This window comes from Phytopseudomonas punonensis (assembly GCF_900142655.1).
GTDB classification, from domain to species: domain Bacteria; phylum Pseudomonadota; class Gammaproteobacteria; order Pseudomonadales; family Pseudomonadaceae; genus Aquipseudomonas; species Aquipseudomonas punonensis.
Map to the genome: position 1 here is coordinate 210,560 of NZ_FRBQ01000004.1, position 18,744 is coordinate 229,303.

Genomic DNA, 18,744 nt, shown 5'->3' on the forward strand with positions numbered 1-18,744 from the left:
ATGTCGCACCACTTCTGCTTTCTGCTGCTGCCCGGCTTTTCGATGATGGGGCTGATGTCGGCCATCGAGCCGTTGCGGGTCGCCAATCGCTTTCACGCGCCGCACTATCACTGGCGCCTGCTAAGCGAAAACGGCGAGGCGGTGCCGGCCAGCAACGGTATGTCGCTGAACGTCGATGGCGCCCTGGATGACGAGCTGGCCGGCAACAGCCTGTTCGTGGTCGCCGGTTTCGATCCCCTGGCCGCTTTCAGCCCGCAGCTGGCAGGCCGTCTGCGCCGTGCTGACCGTGAATGCCAGGTGCTCGGTGCCATCGACACCGGCAGCTTCGTGCTCGCCGAAGCCGGGCTGCTGGACGCCAAGCAGCGTTTCACCCTGCACTGGGAGGCGCTGGAGGCCTTTCGTGAACGTTATCCACAACTGCTGCCGACCCAGGAGCTGTTCGAAATCGACGACCGGCGCATCACCAGTGCCGGCGGCACCAGCAGCCTCGACCTGATGCTCGGGCTGATCGGCCGCGACCATGGCGAAGCGTTGTCGATCCAGGTGTCCGAGCAGTTCGTGCTCGGTCGTATTCGCACCCGGCTGGATCATCAGCGCATGCAGGTCAGCAGCCGCTATGGCATTCACGACAAGAAGCTCGCCCTGGTGATCGGCGAGATGGAGCGCTGCACCGAGGAGCCGCGCACGCCAGGGCAACTGGCCGATTTGGTGGGCATCACCACCCGGCAACTGGAGCGGCTGTTTCGCCAGCACCTGGGCACCACACCGATTACCTTCTACCTCGGCCTGCGCCTCGACAAGGCGCGCCAGCTGCTGCGCCAGAGTGACCTCAGCGTGCTGGAAGTGGCCCTGGCCTGCGGCTTCGACTCAGCCTCCTACTTCGCCCGTCGCTACCGCACGCGCTTTGCGGTCAGCCCGCGGCAGGATCGGCGCGAGGCCGCGCTGGTGTCAGGCCTGGCGCCGCGCACCTAGCAGCTCGACCGGCGCAGTCGACTTCAGCTCACCTGCTCCAGCCACTTGTCGACGTCCTTGCGGCTGATCTTGCCGTCTGCCTTGGTGTTGTTGGGGTGGAAACGGATGGTGTCGAGGAACTCGAAGAACTCCTTGTTATCCATCAAAAAACGCACTGCATCGATGTCTTCCTTGGAGTTGTCGAAGCGATCATCGCCCTTGAGCAGCTTGTTGAAATCCTTGTCGCTGATGATGTCGTCGCTGCCCTGCCACTGCTCCCAGTTATCGACGATGCGGTCGATCTTGTCCTTGTTGTCGCGGTAGAAGGCGGCATCAAACTTGTCGTTGTAGGTGACCAGGTCCTGCATGTTGTCGGTGAACCAGTCATCGTCGATCTTGCCGTCCTTCTCGACCTTCTCGGTGAATTCCTTGTAGTGCTCGGGTTGCGCTTCCCAGACCGGAATGTCCTCGGGGTACCAGGCATCGAAACGGTCTTCGTACTTGCCCTCGTAATAGTTGTACTCGTAGCTCATGTGCACCAGGTAGTTGAGCTTGTCGCCCCACTCTTTCTCCAGCACCCCGTCGTCTTCCAGCGCACGGAAGTGGTCACGCACCTTCTCGACGGTCTCCTCGCTCTTCTTCAGGGCGACCACGCCACCGATGATGGCGCCGATGAAACCGAGCACCGCGCCCACACCGCCAGCAGCGGCGGCCACTACCCCGGCCACCGCCGCCGAGCCCACGCCGATGGCCGCAGCCAGGCCGGCGCCGCCCATCACCAGCCCCGCGGTGCCACCAACCAGCTGCAGGCTCTTGGCCGCGAACTGTTCAGGCGTGCCACCTTCCTTGCGCAGCTTGTCGATGCCCATGCCGCCAAGCACCAGATCCAGCACCCCGCCCACCACGTCGGCCGCGCCGCCGATGGTCGACAGCGCGCCACCGACCCAGCGCAGCCGATCAGCCTCGGGCACCTTGCTCAACTCCGGGTTCTTGTCGGTGATGCTGAGAAAGCTGCTGCGTGCTGCGTCGCGCTGCTCCGGCGGCAGCTGTTCGATCAGGTCCTCGACTGCCGGCCGCGATTTGCGGGTGGTGTCATCGAACTCCTTCCAGAAACTGTCGGCGGTGAATTTGTCGCCCATGTCGAGCTGCGGCAGCTCCTTGAGGTTGTCGAGCTTCTGCTGCCGCTCCTTGAGTTCGATGGCGTCGGTTTCCGACACGTCCTTGGGCTTGAAGTGCTTGTCCCAGACGTTCTCCTTGAGGCTGGTACCAAGGCCCAGGGCGTCGGCGGCGCCCGGCTTGCGGAACAGTTCTTCATAGGCTCCGGTGACCATGGTGGCCATCGGCGAGATCATGCTGATGGTGGTCACGAAATTCTTCGCCGCCTCGATGCGCTCGGCCGGCGTATCGCCGAAGTTCAGCCCGCCATCGGAAAGCTTGTAAATCCCGGCGACCATCGAGATCAACCCGGCACTGGAACTCAGTACCCCGGTCTTGCCCAGCTTGCCCAGTACCCCGGCAACACCGTCGCGCTCGGCCAGCGGGACTTTGGCCACCGCTTTTTCGATCTTCTCGGCAGTGATGGCGCCGGCCTTCCCGGAAGGATCCTTGATGCTCTCCTTGGCGCTGTCCTTGAGCAGCTGGGTCAACGGCTCCCGGGAGTTTTCCGCAGCGGTGACCAGCTTCTGCTCCTCGGCATTGAGCTCGGGCTTGGCCTGGCCCTTTTCCTTGCCGCCGCCGAAGAAGTAGTTGTAGATATCGGTGCCGCGCTTGGTGCCCAGCACCGAGGTCATCATGGTGGTCAGCAGCGTGGAGACCATATCGGTGGTGGCCTTGTCGACGTTCTCCTCGCCGACTCCCTCGATGCCATCCTTGTACAGCTCGTTGAGCTGCTCGATAGGGATGCCGAACTTGAACTCGGTGTCGATCTGCGCCGCCAGTTCGGAATCAAGAAGGCTGAGTGACTGCATATCGGCGGCGTAGCGCGCCGCTGCGCCTTCGGGATTGTCCTTCTGCAGCGCTTCGAGCGCCTCCTTGTACTCGGGGTCGCGCAGGGTGTCGGCCAGCTTGTCCTTGAAGCCCTCCTTGTCCTCGACCTTGTCGATCGCCTCCTTGAGAAAGCGGTCGTTGTCGGCGGCGATGTCCTCGTCGGTCATCAACGCCAGCAGCTCCTCACCGAGCTTGCCCTCATCGACCAGCGCCCGCATCTCGGCCGGGCTCATCTCCTTGGGATCCTTGCCGTAGCTGGTATTGGTGGTGCCGCTGAACGCGCCATTGGTGGTGGTATAGGGCAGGTACTGGAAGCCGCCGTTGAGCATTGCCCGCGCTTCGAGCAGGCGCAGGTACTTGGCTTCCTTGGAGTCGGCGGGCTTGTCCTTGTAGGCCTCCTTGAGGTTGTCGTAGTAGAGCTCGCCGACGGTCTTGGCCTTGCCGTCCTTCTTCTCGCTGGTTTCGGCGAGCATCAGGTCGGTTTCCTTGGCCGGCGGCAGGTCGCGATCCTCGAACGCCTTGTCGACGGCGCCCTGCTGCTTCTCGGCCTGCACCCCGCTGAGGTTGGCGAAGTGCTCGGGCGTGACACTCTCGATGACGATGAACTTGCCACGACGTGGCGTCTCGACGGCGAGCACGCCAGGCGCCAGGGTCTCCACCTTGGTGCCATCGGTGACCACCGGGATGTCATCCCGGGCACTCATCACCTTGTAGCCCTCATCGGCGATCTTGTTCTCGATCTTGTCGCGGGTCTCGGCCAGCTCCTTGACCTTCTTGTAGGCTTCCGGCGAAACCTCCTTGGACACCGCGTACTTGCTGCCATCGGCCGTGGTGAACAGTGCCGTGTCGTTGGCACCATAGGCACCGTTGTCGTCGACGGTCAGCTGGAAGCCGTTGCCGGGGTGATAGACCGACGCGCTCATGTCCATGTAGCCGTCTTCGATGAAGCGCAGATCGCCCAGCTCGGGTATCTGTTCGGCCGAGGTGACGACCTCGAAACCGCCAGCCTCGCGCTGGCCAAGCCAGTTCTCGTGCTCCTCGGACAGCTCCTTCTCGGTCCAGGCCGGTGGCCCGGCGACGTCACCGGCATCCAGTTTTTCCTTGGCCACCTGGTGCAGCCGCGGGTTCACCCCGGCGTGCACCAGCACCTGATCGCCATTTTTCATGGTCACCAGCAACAGGTCGTCCCAAAGCATGAGCCGGTGGCCACTGGACGACAGCCATTCGGTCTCGACGTTGACGATGTCCTTCTCTTCCCACTTGTGATCACTCTCGGCCAACGGCGGTTTGCCATCGAGGTAGGGCCCGCGGTACTCCTTGTAGGCGTCGATGCCTTCCTGATCAAGCTGACCGCCCCTGCTCTGGGCCTCGCGCAGCTTGTCATTGAAACTGCTATCGCCGGTTTCCCCGGTCAAGCGCTCTGGCGTGCTGGTGTCAATGGTGCTCATCGGCTCTGCGCTCCGGCTCGATAAGTGGACAAGGTCGCAAAACGGCGCTGCGCTCCTTGTGCGAAAGAAGGTGGCTATGGCACTTGTTGAACGGCGCAGACCAAGGCGCGACGCCACGCCGTTTTACGGAAACGAGAACGGTGCACGCACAAAGGCGCGGTCTGCTGCCTTCTCATTCAAGCAATCGTCACATTGATGCAACAACCTGATCGCGAAGGATTTCGCAGCTTTTCACGGCGATACATGGCCCTTAACAGGACGCAAGGGCGGCGCTGAACTGACTGTCAGGAGCAACGCGGCATGCAGCCGACCACCCTCGACGCAGCCAGTCCGGGTCGGCTTCCCGAACAGCTTTTTCAGCGCTATCCGAGGTTCCGAACGCGCGCGACCAGCCGAACCTCCGCGGCCATTGGCAATCAATCAGTTAGCAAGCGCCGAGAGCAGTCCCGTTGCGGCACGTTAATTGCGAAGTACACCCCGCCTCTGATCGACACCGCTTTGCAAGACCGCGGTGATATACAAAAACAAGCACGTTCTGGAGGGATTTTCTTGCCTATTCAAACTGCCGCACCGGCACGTTACGCCAGCCACCGCCACGTCGGGCCTCCATGCGAACCGAACCCGAGCATGACCTGGTGCGCCTGTGCGCAACCGTCACCAGTGCGTACAACAACCATAATCCTCGAGGGACTATAGGCATGTATTCGACCACTCTCGGCACTACCACCACGCCGACCGAAACGCCTTACGACCATGCACCCTTCAGCAGTGAAGGCGCCGTGCGGTTCGGCGCCTTCATTCTCTACCCACGCCAACACCTGCTGCTCAAGCATGGTGAGCCGGTCAGCCTGGGCAGCCGTGCGCTGGACCTGCTCATCGCCATGGCGGCAAGGCCGGGAGAGCTGCTGGAAAAATCCGAACTGATCGCCTGCGCCTGGCCGAAGGTCATCGTCGAAGAGTGCAACCTGCGTGCGCAGATCGTTGCCCTGCGCCGGGTGCTCAGCGAAGACGAAACCGGCTTCGAATACATCGTTACCGTGCCGGGCCGGGGTTATCGCTTCGTGGCGCATACCGAGCCCTACGCTGCCGGCAGCGAGCCCGCGGTGGCTGAACGCCTGCAGTCGCTGCCCAGCCTGATCACCCGGCCACTGGGCCGCGATACGGTGCTGCAACGCCTGGCCGAACAGCTGGAGCACACGCGCCTGGTGTCCCTGGTGGGCCCCGGCGGCATCGGCAAGAGTACCGTGGCGCTGGCGCTCGGCAACCAGTTCGCTGGCGACATGCCCCATGGCACCTGTTTCGTCGATCTCAGCGAAATCGACGAGGACAGCCGCATCCCCCACGCCCTGGCCAAGGCCCTGGGCCTGCAGGCCAGCAGCGATCCACTGCGTAACGTGGTACAGCACCTGCAGCAACGACGCCAGTTACTGATTCTGGACAACTGCGAGCAGGCACTGGACGGCACGGCGCTGGTGGTGGAAACCCTGCTCAAGTGGACCCCCGATTGCGTCATCCTGACCACCAGCCGCGAGCCGCTGCGCGCAGCCGGTGAGCAGATCGAACGCCTGTTGCCCCTGCAGCTGCCCGCCGCCTGCGAGCACCCCAATGCCGAGCAGGCGCTGGGCTATCCGGCCATCGAACTGTTCGTGGAGCGGGTGCAGGCCAGCGACACGGCCTTTACCCTCAACGACGGCAACGTGGCGGACGTGATCAACATTTGCCGCAAGCTCGACGGTATTCCCCTGGATATCGAAATCGCCGCCACCCGGGTCAGCGCCTTTGGCCTGGGCCCACTGGCCGAACTGCTGGACGGCGAGTTCCGCCTGCAGATGGAGGGCCGTCGTACCGCCCCGCCTCGTCACCGCTCGCTGCGCGCGACCCTGGACTGGTCCTACCAGACCCTGGCGCCCGCCGAGCAGGCGATGCTGCGCATGGTGGCGATCTTCAACGGCACCTTCACGCTGAACGCCGTGCGCGCGCTGGTCGAAGGCGACGCGGTGCTGTCCGGTGACCCGCTGCCGCTGATCGAAAGCCTGGTGGACAAGTCGCTGTTGATCGCTCACCGCGACGACACCCTCAAGTACTACCAGATGCCCAAGAGCGAGCGCCTCTATGCCTTGGAAAAGCTCGACCAGACCGGCAGCACCCAACGCCTCGTCGCCCGCCACGCAGCCTACGCACTGGCCGTGGTGAAGAAGGCGGCCAGCCAGCTCGACGCCGTGGTACCGGAAGCCTGGAAGAACCTCTACGGCGCGGAGAGCGACACCATTCGCTCGGCGCTCACCTGGGCCTGTTCCACCGAGGGCAACCAGTCCCTGGGCCTGGAGCTGACGCTGGCGGCACTCGGCCTCGGCCCCTATCGTGATCGTTCATCGAGCCCGCGGGTGGAACAGCTGGCACCCCAGGAGCCGTTGCGCTACCAGGCTCGTTGAGCACAGAAGATCAGGGCATCGTGGCCGGAAGGCGGCCGCCACGACAGATCCTGACAGCCTCCAGCCTGAAAGCCTGCCAGTCACGCACAGGCAGCTCGTGATCACTGACACGGCGCCTTGCAAGTGCGAATTGTGGTGAAAATCCGCAGCACATAAGCGGAGCGCTGCAGCGTTTGTCATAACCTCTGCAAAACCCACCCCTCTGTGCGTTTTGCATGACGCGTTGACGACAAGCGGAGCAAACGATGACCACCATTCACCAGGGCGATCGCCTCCCTACGCAGCCGGCTAGCGGCGCCTCCTTCGACCAGGTTCTGAAGCACTCCCGGCTATTGTCCAGCAAACCGGCCGATGGCTACCGCCAGGCCAAGCCGGAGCAAGCGCCGCCTCGCCTCGAGGAGTACGAGCGCATCGAGGCGCCTGGGCAGGTGGCGGCCGATACCGTGCGCTATGTCACCCGCGCCGGCGAGCAGGTCATCGTTTACCGCTCCAGTACACCGGCGCTCTACCAGCGTGTGGTGGAGGATCACCACACCCTCGCCGCCCAGGCAGACGGCTATACCCTGGCGGTCGACAACAACGATACCCTTTCCTATTACGAGCACATCACCAGTATCGACACCCGCAATGCCGAGAGCGGCGTCATCACCTACCAGTTCGGCGCCAACCAGTGGGTCGTCACCCAGAGCCGCACCCCCGACACCTTCAAACGCCTGCTGCACATGGAGAAGGTGCTGGCCCACAAGAACGACGGTCACGCCCTGCTCGGCGCCCAGCAGACACTGCCGATGAGCAGCACGGCCTACCGGGCCATCGAAACCCTGGGCGACGGCCTGACCCGCGTCGAGACCAGCGACGGCCAGCGCTACATCATCTCTGCCCAGTTGAATCCCCAGGCTCATCAGCAACTGCAGTACCTCAGCGAGGTGCGCGGCCAGATCGCCGCTGGCGGGCAGCAGGGCTACGAGATCGTGGAATCGCTGCCAGCGGACTATGACATCGACAAGCTGAAGGTCGAGAGCATCGACAAGCAAACCGGGCTTATCCATTTCCGCTACGACGGGCAGGCCTACCTGCTCGCGCCCGGCGACGCCAGCGAGACGGAAATGCAGCTGCCCGAGGGGGTGCGTATCGGCCTGGCGGGCGCCAATGACAAGTCGCCCAGCCTGGAGCTGCGCGGCTCGCGGCTCTACGATCTGCTCACGGCATTGAAACAGACCGAAGGCACCGTCGCCCATGACGCCCTGGTCAATGCCATCAAGAACGGTGACATCCTGGCCAGCGACGCCAACGAGCCCGTTGCCCTGGCCGAGATCGACAACGTGCATGCCTTCAGCGAGGGCGGCGTGCAGGTCATTACCCTCAAGGACGGCAGGAAGGTGGTGGCCATCGAAGCCATGGCGCCGAACGCGTTCAAGGCCTATGCCCAGTCGGCCGCGGTGCTCGCCGGCATCGCCCGAGCCGAGGGGGATGGTTACCGCCTGGCAGGTGCTGATCACTACCTGCCGTCCACCGAAGACATCGCCAGCATGGGTGGCGTTGGCGAGTACGGCCCCGGCCTGATTGCCTTCACCTATCGCAAACCCGGCGGCGAGGAAGAAAAACTGATCGTCAGCGAAGCGATCAACCCGGAGTTGTTCGCCCAGGTGTCCGGGCATCGTGACGAAGTCACCCTGCAGATCAATGACCTCGACGCACTGCGCAGGGAACACAACCTGCCGCCGCTCGCGGAGGTCAGCATCAACGAGCTGCCTACCAGCGAAAAAAACGAGGACGGGCAAACCCTGAACGTGCAGGAACTGGCCCTGCAACGCATGATCCAGGCCTACCGCGAGGGCGTCAAAGACGGCAGCATTGCCGCCGATGATCCACGCGCGCGCTTCCTGCGCGCCCTGGAAGCCAAGAGCATGGCCGAGAACGGCATGTCGATCATTCCCGAACACGGCCGCGGCTACAAGGCCGATGCCAGCGACCCCATCGACGTCACCAGCCGCGATGTGCGCGAAGAGATATTCGATGTCCAGGCCATCGACGAAACCCTGGCCGAACTGACCAGCAACGAGACGGTCGCGGCCGACCTCGCGCGCTTCGACATGGAAGCCAGGGACAAGGTGGTTGGCGGGCCGGAGAAAATCGCCGAAGTCGAGGAAAGACTGAAAAGCAGCGCCAACTCCGAGGCGTTCCGTACCTACATCAAGGCATTGGAAGCCGATGGCAAGAGCGAACTGGCGCAGCTGGAAATCCAGCAGACCTACCTCAACGTGGCGCAGATCGACCCGCAGGCGGCCGAGCAGTTTCTCGGCGACCTGAGTCGCGACACCATGATCATGGACCTCGATGCGATCATGGCCGACCCCAGCCAGATCAGCGAGGACAACAGCTCGCTGGCGGCGATCGACACCACCAACTACTGGCTGCGGGCGGCCAGGGCCATCCCCGATATTCCCTCGCACCTGATCAGCAGCTGGGAAACGACCATCCAGAAGTTCGCGCTGAACAAGAACGATGCGGCGGCGTTCAGCAAGATCTACGCAGAACTGGGTGATACCTACATGCGTAACGGTGTGGTCACCGATACCGATATCCAGCGCGCATTCAACGCCGAGAACAATGCCTTCCGCTCGCTGTCCTCGACCGAGCGGGACAACCTGACCAAGATGTTCACCACCATGAAGGACACCGGCACCCTCGGCTCGGTGTCCGGCATCTTCGGCCTGGCCCGTGGCATCTACCAGCTGCACGGCAATCCGGGCAACCTGGCCAGCACCCCGGAAGGCCGGTTGGCCATCGCCGCTGACTTCATCACCTTCGCCAGCTTTTCCAACAATTTCCTCACCCTCGGTTCGAAGACCTACGACACCATCCTCAACACCAAGGTGTACGAGCATCTGGGGCTCAGCAAAAGCATTCCGGAAATGTGGGGCAAGCTGCCACCGGTGGCGCCACCCGGTGTCAATGTGGATGCCAACCTGGCCAAGCACCTGGCCGGCCAGGGCTTTATCAGCGACATACCATCCGTATACGTTCACGACGAGAGAGGCGGCGTCACCCAGGTGATTGCCGGCCCCGACTACGAGACGGACAACCCGAACAAGGTTCCCAACGTCGCCAACCGCGACCACTACGCCAACTTCGATGCCGACGCCTTCAAGCGCGGCTACCTGGACGGCGCCGGCAACACCAAGTACCGCATCTCCGATGCCAGCACGGGGCACCGTATCGCCGGCTCGGTATCGCGGTTCATCGGCTCCTCTGCCGACCTGGCTGGCGCGGTGACCGGCATCGTGCTGGGCGCCTTCGGCATCCGCGACGGCCTCAAGAACGGCGACTCGCTGCAGACGGCCTCTGGCTTTCTCGGGGTATTCGGTGGCTTGAGCGGTGTGGCGGCCGGTGTGGCCAGCGTCAATGGTGCCTGGGGCATCATCGGCGGCTCGGCAGGGCGCATCATTGCCGCCGCCGGGCCGGTGGGCTTCCTGATTTCCGCCGGCCTAGGCTTCATCGGGGCGATTCTGGGCACCATCAAATCCCACAAGCTGCACAAGGTCTCCCTGGAGAAATGGGAGCAGATCAAGCAGTTCGAGAACGACGGGCTGCTGCAGGAACACGGCGCGGACAACTATGTCTGGCTGCAGACCTACCTGTCGGACTACCGCCAGCGCGACACCCCGGATAATCGCAGCGTCTTCGATTTCCGCCAGGCCGAATGGCAAGGCAAGGACGACACCCACCTCGACTACCTGGGTGACGGCGCCAACGAAAGAACCGGCGGCTTCTCCTGGGCCTCCGGCCACGAATACACCTTCGTCGACGACGAGGGCAACGAGCATATCTACGTCAGTGGCTATGGCTCGTTCACGCCGAAGGACGAGTCCTCGCCGGACCTGCCTAAGGCCACCACCACGACCTGGGAGACGAGCTAGACGCGCCAGTCGATGGTCATGCGCCAGTTACGGGCGTGGCCATCTGCACAGGGCTGACCGCCGGCCCCGGCCGATAGCGGGGTTCCCCCAGGAACCTGGTTCAGATCAGCCGCGCGGCGACCAGCGCATCGGCCACCGGCTGGAAGGTATTGGCCGGAATCGGCTCGCCCTTCACCGCCCGCTTGGCAATCTCGGCCGCCAGCCTGGCGTCCGGGCTACGGGGTACCCCCAGGCTCGCCGACTGCGCCAGCAGTGCTTTGGCGTCCTCACCGATGGCCATGCACACCAGCACCGGTACCGGGGTTTCGCCACGCACGTAGCGTACGCCGACCAGCCAGCCGTCTTCGCCGCCGATCATCAAGGTGGCATGGGCGATGCCGACCTTGCGGCTGCTCAAGGCCTGCATCTCGCGGCGCTGGCGCTGGCGTTCGCGCTTGATCAGCGGATCGCCGTCCATGTCCTTGCGCTCGCGCTTCTGCTCGCTGCGGGTCATGCGCATTTCACGCTGGAACAGCCAGCGCTGCAGCAGCACATCGACGCCGCCGATGAGCAGGTAGGTAAGCAGCACCGTGACGAGCAGCGGCTTGAGCAGCACGAAGAACACCGACTCGATGCAGCCGGCGCCGCAACGCGAGGATTCCATCAGCGCCTGCAAGGCGATGCGCCCCACCACGTAGAAGGCCACCGACAGCACCACCACCTTGATCAGGCTCTTGAGGAACTCGATGAAATTGCGCATGGAAAAAATGCGCTTGGCCCCTTCCACCGGGTTGATGCGCGAGAATTCCGGCTTGATCGGTTCGCCGGAAAACAACACCCCGCGCATGGTCACGATGTTGGTGAGGATCACGCAGACCACCGTCACCCCGAGGATCGGCAAGGCGGTGCGCAACAACACTTGCTGGGCACTTTCCAGCAGACGCGGCCAGACCGTAGCAAAGGGCTCCACGTAGATGGTCGCCGCCAGGTCGAGCAGGCCGCGCACCCGTGATTCGGCGACGCCGGCGAGAAAGGCGATGCACACCGAGCAGCCGAGCAACACCACCGCCGAGACCATGTCCTGGCTTTTCGAGACCTGGCCTTTCTGCCGCGCCTCGCGCAGCTTCTTGTCGGAAGCCGGCTGGGATTTCTCCTCGCTGCCGCTGTTGCCGGCCATCAGGGCTCACCCGCGCCGGACAGCGTCTTGAGCACCTCGACGGTGCCGCGAAATTCCGCCAGTTGCTCGAGCATCAGCGGGATCAGGAAGCCGCAGTAGAGCACCATCAGAAAGGTGAAGATCAGGTTCTTTATCGATAGCGAGAGGTCGAAGATATTCATCTGCGGCGCCATGCGCGACAGGTAGGCGAGCATCATGTCCGCCACCAGCAGGGCGATGATCAGCGGTGCCACCATCAGCACGCCGATGCGCATCACCTGGTCGAGAATCGCCAGCACCGCCTCCAGCGCAGCACTGGCGATCACCGGGGTAAAGGCGGTAACCGGCCATAGCTGGTAGCTGTGGTAGAAACCGTCGACCATCAGGATGAAGCCGCCGGACATGAAGAACAGAGTGATCAGGGTGACGCTGAGCAGGGTCGCGGTGACCCCGGCCTCACCGGCCCCGGAGGGGTCGACCAGTTGCGCCATGGTCGAGCCACGCTGCAGGTCGACCAGCTCGCCGGCCACTTCGGCAGCCCAGAACGGAATGCCGAACAGCAGGCCCACGGTCACCCCGATGAGGAATTCCTTGACCATCAGCCCGGCCAGGAAAAAGCTGCCGTAGTCTTCCAGGGCGGTCAGCGCCGAGAACGCCGGCAGGAACATCGGCGCGGAGATCGCCACGGCCACGCAGCTGCGGATCATCCCGGTCAGCCCCAGGCGATTGAAGGCCGGGGTGATGAACACCAGGCCGAGCGCCCGGCAGACCGCCAGGGCCGCCGCCGAGATCACCGGATACGCGATCTCGGCGATGCCCAGACCGATATCGGCATCCATGCCCTAGCGCGTCCAGGCAGGGAAATTGTCCAGCACATGGCTTGCCAGCGCCGCCACCTGGGTGGCCAGCAGCGGGCCGATCAGCACCAATACCAGCAGCACCGCCACCAGCTTCACGGCTTGCGGCAGGGTCTGGTCCTGGATCTGGGTAAGCGCCTGCAGCAGGCCGACACCGAGACCGATGAGAATGGCCACGCCCAGTGCCGGGGCGCTGAGCAACAGCACGGTCATCAGTGCCTGTTTCATCAACGACAGAAATACGTCCTGGCCCATGCTTCACCCTGCCCCATAGCTGAGAATCAGGCCGTGCATCAGCCGTGACCAGCCGCTGACGGCGACGAACAGAAAGATCTTCAGGGGAATCGAGATCAGCGTCGGCGACACCATCATCATGCCCATGGCCATCAGCACGTTGGCCACCAGCAGGTCGATCACCAGGAAGGGAATGTAGAGCAGAAAGCCGATCTCGAAGGCACGGGTCAGCTCGGAACTGACGAACGCCGGAATCAGCACCACCAGATCGTCGTCGCGCAGGTCGGCGCGGGCCTCCTCGGACCACACGGTCTCGGTGGCCTGCACGAAGAAGGCGCGCTCGGACGGGTTGGCGAAGCGTGACAGGTGGGTCTGCAAGGGCGCATGCAGGGCATCGCCCAACTCGCGCAACTCCTCGGCGTTCTGCAGACTGATCGAGCGGCCCTCCACCTCGCGGTACATCTCGCCGATCAGCGGCGTGGTCACGTACACCGCGAGGATCAGGGCGATGCCGTAGAGCACCAGGTTCGGCGGCGTCTGCTGCACGCCCAGGGCATTGCGGATCAGGAACAGCACCACGGAGATTTTCAGAAAGCCGGTCAGGGTCACCACCGCCAGGGGAACCAAGCCGATCGTGGTGACGACCAGGATGATTTCCAGCAGGTTAGGTTGGTAATCCGTCATAGGCTGGCGAACCGGGTCAGGCGCACCCCCAGCCCATCGCCAATGGCGACCAGCTCGCCGCGCCCTACGCAGCGGCCATTTACCAGCAGCTCGACCTGCTGAACATCAGCGTCGGGCAATGCCAGCACGCTGCCCTCGCCCAGCTCGCGTAGCTGCCCCAGCGGCAGCTCCAGGCTGCCGATCTGGCAGACCACGGTCAGCGGCACATCGTCCAGTTGCGCATCATCGGCGTCTTGCCCCATGGCGTTCTCCATCGTCGGGTTGATCGGTTGCAGGGCTTCGAGCAGTTGCAAGCCGGATTGCTGGCGTTTGAAACGGGCCTGTCGGTGGCCGCCCGCGAGCACCAGCAGGCCGTCGGCAGCCGCCGGGCAGTCGAGCATCAGCACGTCGCCCGGCCGCAGGCTGCGCAGCTCGCCCAGGCTCAGGGTCTGCCAGCCGCGCTGAAGGTGCAGGCCCAGCTGCAAGGTCGGCAGCGGATGACGCGCCACCGGCAGGTAGCGCTCCAGCAGATCGGCGACGCCTTGCGCGGCGGCATGGCTCAGTTGCAGGGTAAGCGTGCCCAACGGCGCACCGTCTGCACTCAGTTGCAGATTGAGCATGAAGTCACCGGGCTGCGAATCGGCGTCCAGGCTCAGCGGTTGGCCCAGGGCGGCTTCGAGCGGTTCGATCCAGGGCAGCAGCGCCTTTTCCAGCAGCACGCTCTGCAACGCCGGCGGCAGGCCCTGAAAGTCGCGCTGCAGCGCCAGCGATGCCAGCAACCGCTCGAGCAAGTCGGCACCCAGGTGCAGGTGCAGCGCGGCCGTGCCCAGACGCCCCGGCACGACGCAGGCGGCGTCGGGCTGAGGCGGACCGCCGATGACTACCTCGAGCTGCACACCCGCGATCTGGCCCTGCCAGGGCTGGCGCCGGCGCAGCAGCCGATTGAGCAGCGCCTGCCTGGTGACATCGAGTGACGGCAACAGGGGCAACACCGGCGCGGGCAGCGATTGGCAACAGTTCATCGATGCAGGGCTCCATGGGGACGGTCTTCAGCCAGGCTTTCCTCGCGGGCCTCGGCAGAGCGCTGCTGGCGGCGCACATGCTGTTGCAGCAAGGGCTCCAGCGCCTCGCACTGCAACTGCCGACGCAGCCAGAACTGTTGGGCCTGGTCACGGCCGGCCTGCACCTCGGCCAGCTGGCGGGAGGCTTCGCCGGCCTGCTGCGCCAGGTGGCTGCGTTGCGCTTCGAGTGCGTCGAGCAGCTCCAGTGCGTTGCGGTACTGCCCCACCGGCAGCGCCCCCGCGGTGAGCAGGGCCTGCAGTTGCCCGGCCTCGCCGTCGAGCAGCGCCAGGGCCTCGCTGACCCGCGCCTGGGCGCACTGCAGTTCGGCGGCAGCCTGCTGGCAGCGCACCTGCCAACCGGCCAGCTGTGCTTCGGCGCGGCGCACACGCAGGCGGCGCAGCGCGTCCAGCTGCTCGACGGCGCTCACCCGAGCACCTTGCGCAGCGCACGCAGGGTGTCGTCGAAGCCACTGGGCTCGGCGGCATCCTGACGCAGGAACTGTTCGATGGCGTCCTGACGGGCGATTGCCTCGTCGGCCAATGGATCGCTGCCGGCCACGTAGTCGCCGGTGCGCAGCAGCAGCTCGATGTCGGCATACCGCGCCATCAGGGCGCGCAGGTGGCCGGCCAGTTGCCGCTGTTCGGGCTCGACCACGCGATCCATCAGGCGACTACGGCTCTGCAGTACGTCGATGGCCGGGAAATGGTTGCGCTGGGCCAGCTCGGCGCTGAGCACCAGGTGCCCGTCGAGGATCGAGCGTACTTCCTCGGCCACCGGGTCGAGGGACGCATCGCCCTCGGTAAGCACCGTATACAGCGCCGTGATGCTGCCGGTGGACGCCGGCCCCGAGCGTTCCAGCAAGCGTGGCAGGGCAGAAAACAGCGACGGTGGATAACCGCGGCGGGTCGGCGGCTCGCCGATGGCCAGGCCGATCTCGCGCTGGGCGCGGGCGAAGCGGGTCAGGCTGTCGAGCAGCAAGAGCACATGGCGGCCCTGATCGCGGTGGTATTCGGCGTGGGCGGTGGCCACCAGCGCTGCCTTGACCCGCTCGGTGGCCGGGCGATCCGAGGTGGCGACCACGGCCACGGTACGCGCTCGCGCCTCCGCGCCCAGGTGGACGTCGAGCAGCTCACGCACCTCGCGGCCGCGCTCGCCGATCAGGCCGATGACGATTACCTGGGCTTCGCTGCGCCGCACGATGCTGGCCAGCAACGACGACTTGCCCACCCCGGGCTCGCCAAAAATGCCCATGCGCTGCCCGCGCGCCACGGTGAGCAGGCCGTCGATGGCGCGGATGCCCAGTGGCATCGGCTGGGCGACGATCTGCCGGGAAAAGGGTGCAGGCGGCTCGGCCTGCAGCGGGTAGCGCTGCAACCCGCTGACCGGCGCACCGCCATCGAGCACGTCGCCCAGGGGGCCGATCACCCGCCCCAGCAAGGCATCGCCGACCAGCACGCTCTGGCTCTCGCCAGTGGCGACGATTTCGGTACGGGTCGACAGCCCCTCCAGGGAACCGACGGGCGAGAGAATCGCCTCATCGCCATCGAACCCTACCACCTCGGCGGTGAGCACCCGCCCGCTGGCCGGGTCGCTGAGCCGACACAATTCGCCGATGCCGACATTCGGCACGCTGGCCTGGATCAGCGTGCCGCGGATGCTGCGAATGCGCCCGCGTAACGGCCGCGGCTGGGCATCGGCCAGGCGCGCGCTGAGGGTCGGCAGCAGGTCACGCAGAGGGGCGTTCATCGCCGCCCTCCAGACTGCCGGGCAACAGTGCCTGGCGCAGCCCTTGAAGCTGGGTATGCAGATCCAGTTCGACGCTGGCCTGGGGGCTGCTCAACCGTGCATGACCGGCAGCGAGACCGTCATCGGCCTCCACGTCGAGGCGCTCGCCGAGGTCGCTCAGTTGCTCGCGCACGGCGTCGAGCTGATCCGGCCGCACCTGCAGGCGCAGCCGCTGGGCGTGGCGAAAGGCACCCAGTGCCTGGCGCGTGCACCGCGCCAGACGGGTGGCGTCGTCCAGCTCGCCGATCACCTGCCGGGCGATGCCCAACGCCAGGTCGGCCATCTGCGCTTCGAGGCCGGCCAGGTAGTCATCGACCTGCTGCGACGTGCGCGCCAGCAACTGCGCCGCCTCGCGTTGTCCTTCGGCGAGACCGGCCGCGAGGCCCTCGTCGCGCGCCTGGTCACGCAATTGCTGCAAGGCCGCCTGGGTGCGCTCGGCCTCCTCGCGGGCGGCCTGCATAAAGTCGTAGCCGTCGAGCCACTGCGCCGCCTCCTCGGCGCGCAGGATGCGCTGGCCCGGCTTGCCTGGCAGCGTACTCATGCAGCGCCTCGCTCGGCAGGGTGATTGATGGCGAGGGCGACCTGGCGCACCAGTTGGACGTCATCGGCACTGCCGTTCGAGAGAGGCTCGGCCAAACCGAAGCGCAGGCGCAACCAGCCCTGCAGGGCCGGCGGCTGGGCCGCCAGCCAGGCCTCCAGGCAGCGCTGGCCGTCCGCCTCGATGGCAGCCAGCAAGGCATCGCCGGTCATCAACATGGGTGTGCCGGCCGGGGTTTCGCGCCAGCCAATGGCAAGGTCGTAGGTGGCATCGCCCAAGCGCTCGCGCAGCTGCTGCACCAGCGGGCCGCGAATTTCCCGGGCCAGGGCGACGGCATGCCGGCAGGCACCACAGGCGCTGACCAGTCGGCTAAAGGCTGGCGGCGGCAGGAGCAGCACCGGCAGGTCGTCATCTGCCACCTCGCCGACGTCGCTCAACGGCTGCAACCCGTAGTAGGAAACCAGCAGCTCGCCAAGACGGGCTTCAAAGCGCTGCTGCTCGATCAGTTCGAGCACCCGGTCACGGGGTAGCGCACCGAGCAACGCGGCCTCCAGGCAATCACGGGCGACGAATGCCATCGGCCGGGCCAGCAGCAGGCGCAAGGCCTCGCGCACCCCCTGGCTCACTCGCTTTCCCTCAACACGTAGGTGCCCTGCCCCTGGCGCTCGCGCCACAGTAACCAGCCCAGGGCGCCGGCCATGCCGAGCAGCAGCAACAAGCCGCCGAAAAACAGGGTGCGTGCCCGCGACACGCTCTCGTCGAGCATCCACACGCCGAGAAAGGAGCTCAGCGGCGGCCGTGCATCGTCACGCCGGTTGCGCGCTGCGGCCTTGATCGCGGTGACCGATACACCGTCGTAGTTGAGCCCGGAAATACTGTTGGCAACCAGGGTCTTGATCTGTGGAATCAACTGGTCGATGTCGGTATCGGCTTCGTAACGAATCAGCACCGATGCCGATGATGGCGAGATCACCCGCTTGAGCAGGTCGTTGTCGGGCAGCACCACGTGCACCCGCGCCGAAAGCACGCCATCGATCTGCGACACGGTGTGCGACAGTTCTTCGCTGAGCGCATAGACCATCTGCGCCCGCTCCTGCACCGGCGAGGACACCAGGCCGTTGTTCTTGAATACCTCGCCCATATTGGAAAACTGCTGCTGCGGCAGGCCGGCTTCGTCGAGCAGGGCGACGGCCTCGGACAATCGCTCCTGGGGCACGCTGACGGTAATGCGGCCATCCTCCTGCACCTGGCGCTGGGCGGCGATGCCCTCGCGCAGCAGGGCGGCGACCATGCTGTTGGCTTCACGCTCGCTGAGGTTGCTGTACAGCACCATGCCGTCGCAGGCCTGCAGCAACAGCATCATCAGCAACAGCGCGAACCACCGCAAAGGATGCCCACGCATACTCACTGGCCCCTTAGCAGGGTGTTGGCGGAGCCGGAAATCTGCGTGGCGCCACGTACCACCATCTGGGTCTCGATGGAGTAGTCAAATACCCGGCTGAGTGAGCCGACCAGGCGGTCGATCTGCTGCTCGTTGACCTTGCCCGGCTCGACCCCGGCGCCCTTGTCCACCTGCGCACTGCTGATGTAAGGCGTGCGCTCCACCGCGGCACTGTCGGAAAAACCCTTGGAGCGGTCGATGAAACCGTTGAGCCGCTCCATGAGGTTTTCGCCGATCTGATTCGGGCTCGCGCCCTGGGGCATGCCCTTGGCCTGGCTGGCCATATGCTCGA

At 65.0% G+C, this 18,744-nt stretch carries 15 protein-coding genes; 3 read left to right on the forward strand and 12 right to left on the reverse strand.

Features of this window, described 5'->3' with window-relative positions; genetic code table 11:
* Positions 1 to 972 (forward strand): GlxA family transcriptional regulator, encoded by a 972-nt coding sequence (locus BUC40_RS13710; RefSeq protein WP_073266606.1) that lies wholly within the window; start codon positions 1 to 3, stop codon positions 970 to 972.
* 23 nt (positions 973 to 995) lie between these two features.
* Here the strand turns inward: BUC40_RS13710 and BUC40_RS13715 are convergent, their stop codons facing one another.
* Positions 996 to 4,385, reverse strand: a complete 3,390-nt coding sequence (locus BUC40_RS13715) for a hypothetical protein (RefSeq protein ID WP_073266608.1) — start codon at positions 4,383 to 4,385, stop codon at positions 996 to 998.
* 698 nt (positions 4,386 to 5,083) lie between these two features.
* Here BUC40_RS13715 and BUC40_RS13720 point away from each other — a divergent pair.
* Positions 5,084 to 6,817: an ATP-binding protein gene (locus BUC40_RS13720; RefSeq protein WP_073266610.1), complete on the forward strand. Its 1,734-nt coding sequence runs from the start codon at positions 5,084 to 5,086 to the stop codon at positions 6,815 to 6,817.
* Between the two features lie 245 nt (positions 6,818 to 7,062).
* A complete protein-coding gene (locus BUC40_RS13725; RefSeq protein WP_073266612.1) occupies positions 7,063 to 10,737 on the forward strand; it encodes a hypothetical protein in 3,675 nt (1,224 codons plus the stop codon).
* A 100-nt stretch (positions 10,738 to 10,837) separates the two neighbouring features.
* Here the strand turns inward: BUC40_RS13725 and BUC40_RS13730 are convergent, their stop codons facing one another.
* From BUC40_RS13730 to BUC40_RS13780, 11 genes are read right to left on the reverse strand one after another with little or no spacing between them, the layout of a single operon-like run.
* Positions 10,838 to 11,893, reverse strand: coding sequence for an EscU/YscU/HrcU family type III secretion system export apparatus switch protein (locus BUC40_RS13730; RefSeq protein ID WP_073266614.1), 1,056 nt, complete (start codon positions 11,891 to 11,893; stop codon positions 10,838 to 10,840).
* Positions 11,893 to 12,711 carry a type III secretion system export apparatus subunit SctT gene (gene sctT, locus BUC40_RS13735; RefSeq protein ID WP_073266616.1) on the reverse strand — a complete coding sequence of 273 codons (819 nt, stop codon included), beginning with the start codon at positions 12,709 to 12,711 and terminating at the stop codon, positions 11,893 to 11,895. The genes BUC40_RS13730 and sctT overlap by 1 nt, the downstream gene beginning before the upstream one ends.
* A 3-nt stretch (positions 12,712 to 12,714) precedes the next feature.
* On the reverse strand, positions 12,715 to 12,984 hold the full coding sequence (locus BUC40_RS13740; protein ID WP_042556779.1) for an EscS/YscS/HrcS family type III secretion system export apparatus protein: 270 nt from the start codon (positions 12,982 to 12,984) through the stop codon (positions 12,715 to 12,717).
* 3 nt (positions 12,985 to 12,987) lie between these two features.
* Positions 12,988 to 13,647 (reverse strand): type III secretion system export apparatus subunit SctR, encoded by a 660-nt coding sequence (gene sctR / locus BUC40_RS13745; protein ID WP_073266618.1) that lies wholly within the window; start codon positions 13,645 to 13,647, stop codon positions 12,988 to 12,990.
* A complete protein-coding gene (gene sctQ, locus BUC40_RS13750; protein WP_073266620.1) occupies positions 13,644 to 14,648 on the reverse strand; it encodes a type III secretion system cytoplasmic ring protein SctQ in 1,005 nt (334 codons plus the stop codon). The genes sctR and sctQ overlap by 4 nt, the downstream gene beginning before the upstream one ends.
* Positions 14,645 to 15,115 (reverse strand): hypothetical protein, encoded by a 471-nt coding sequence (locus BUC40_RS13755; protein ID WP_073266622.1) that lies wholly within the window; start codon positions 15,113 to 15,115, stop codon positions 14,645 to 14,647. The genes sctQ and BUC40_RS13755 overlap by 4 nt, the downstream gene beginning before the upstream one ends.
* Complete coding sequence (locus BUC40_RS13760) at positions 15,112 to 16,434, reverse strand: FliI/YscN family ATPase (protein ID WP_073266624.1); 1,323 nt, start codon at positions 16,432 to 16,434, stop codon at positions 15,112 to 15,114. The genes BUC40_RS13755 and BUC40_RS13760 overlap by 4 nt, the downstream gene beginning before the upstream one ends.
* Positions 16,415 to 17,014 (reverse strand): type III secretion system stator protein SctL, encoded by a 600-nt coding sequence (gene sctL / locus BUC40_RS13765; protein WP_073266626.1) that lies wholly within the window; start codon positions 17,012 to 17,014, stop codon positions 16,415 to 16,417. Before sctL ends, BUC40_RS13760 begins: the two co-directional genes overlap by 20 nt.
* Entirely contained in the window at positions 17,011 to 17,637 is a 627-nt protein-coding gene (locus BUC40_RS13770) for a hypothetical protein (protein ID WP_083593537.1), read from the reverse strand. The genes sctL and BUC40_RS13770 overlap by 4 nt, the downstream gene beginning before the upstream one ends.
* Positions 17,634 to 18,413 carry a type III secretion system inner membrane ring lipoprotein SctJ gene (gene sctJ, locus BUC40_RS13775; RefSeq protein ID WP_073266628.1) on the reverse strand — a complete coding sequence of 260 codons (780 nt, stop codon included), beginning with the start codon at positions 18,411 to 18,413 and terminating at the stop codon, positions 17,634 to 17,636. The genes BUC40_RS13770 and sctJ overlap by 4 nt, the downstream gene beginning before the upstream one ends.
* Before the next feature lie 2 nt (positions 18,414 to 18,415).
* Complete coding sequence (locus BUC40_RS13780; RefSeq protein ID WP_425272939.1) at positions 18,416 to 18,736, reverse strand: hypothetical protein; 321 nt, start codon at positions 18,734 to 18,736, stop codon at positions 18,416 to 18,418.
* Positions 18,737 to 18,744 lie beyond the last annotated feature (8 nt).

What these genes read in the sequence shown, in the direction of transcription:
- sctL (WP_073266626.1), bottom strand. Translation starts at nt 17,014, where the DNA reads ATGAGTACGCTGCCAGGCAAGCCGGGCCAGCGCATCCTGCGCGCCGAG.
- sctR (WP_073266618.1), bottom strand. Translation starts at nt 13,647, where the DNA reads ATGACGGATTACCAACCTAACCTGCTGGAAATCATCCTGGTCGTCACC.
- BUC40_RS13780 (WP_425272939.1), bottom strand. Translation starts at nt 18,736, where the DNA reads ATGGCCAGCCAGGCCAAGGGCATGCCCCAGGGCGCGAGCCCGAATCAG.
- BUC40_RS13710 (WP_073266606.1), top strand. Translation starts at nt 1, where the DNA reads ATGTCGCACCACTTCTGCTTTCTGCTGCTGCCCGGCTTTTCGATGATG.
- BUC40_RS13740 (WP_042556779.1), bottom strand. Translation starts at nt 12,984, where the DNA reads ATGGGCCAGGACGTATTTCTGTCGTTGATGAAACAGGCACTGATGACC.
- BUC40_RS13715 (WP_073266608.1), bottom strand. Translation starts at nt 4,385, where the DNA reads ATGAGCACCATTGACACCAGCACGCCAGAGCGCTTGACCGGGGAAACC.
- BUC40_RS13725 (WP_073266612.1), top strand. Translation starts at nt 7,063, where the DNA reads ATGACCACCATTCACCAGGGCGATCGCCTCCCTACGCAGCCGGCTAGC.
- BUC40_RS13720 (WP_073266610.1), top strand. Translation starts at nt 5,084, where the DNA reads ATGTATTCGACCACTCTCGGCACTACCACCACGCCGACCGAAACGCCT.
- sctT (WP_073266616.1), bottom strand. Translation starts at nt 12,711, where the DNA reads ATGGATGCCGATATCGGTCTGGGCATCGCCGAGATCGCGTATCCGGTG.
- sctJ (WP_073266628.1), bottom strand. Translation starts at nt 18,413, where the DNA reads ATGCGTGGGCATCCTTTGCGGTGGTTCGCGCTGTTGCTGATGATGCTG.
- BUC40_RS13760 (WP_073266624.1), bottom strand. Translation starts at nt 16,434, where the DNA reads ATGAACGCCCCTCTGCGTGACCTGCTGCCGACCCTCAGCGCGCGCCTG.
- BUC40_RS13730 (WP_073266614.1), bottom strand. Translation starts at nt 11,893, where the DNA reads ATGGCCGGCAACAGCGGCAGCGAGGAGAAATCCCAGCCGGCTTCCGAC.
- sctQ (WP_073266620.1), bottom strand. Translation starts at nt 14,648, where the DNA reads ATGAACTGTTGCCAATCGCTGCCCGCGCCGGTGTTGCCCCTGTTGCCG.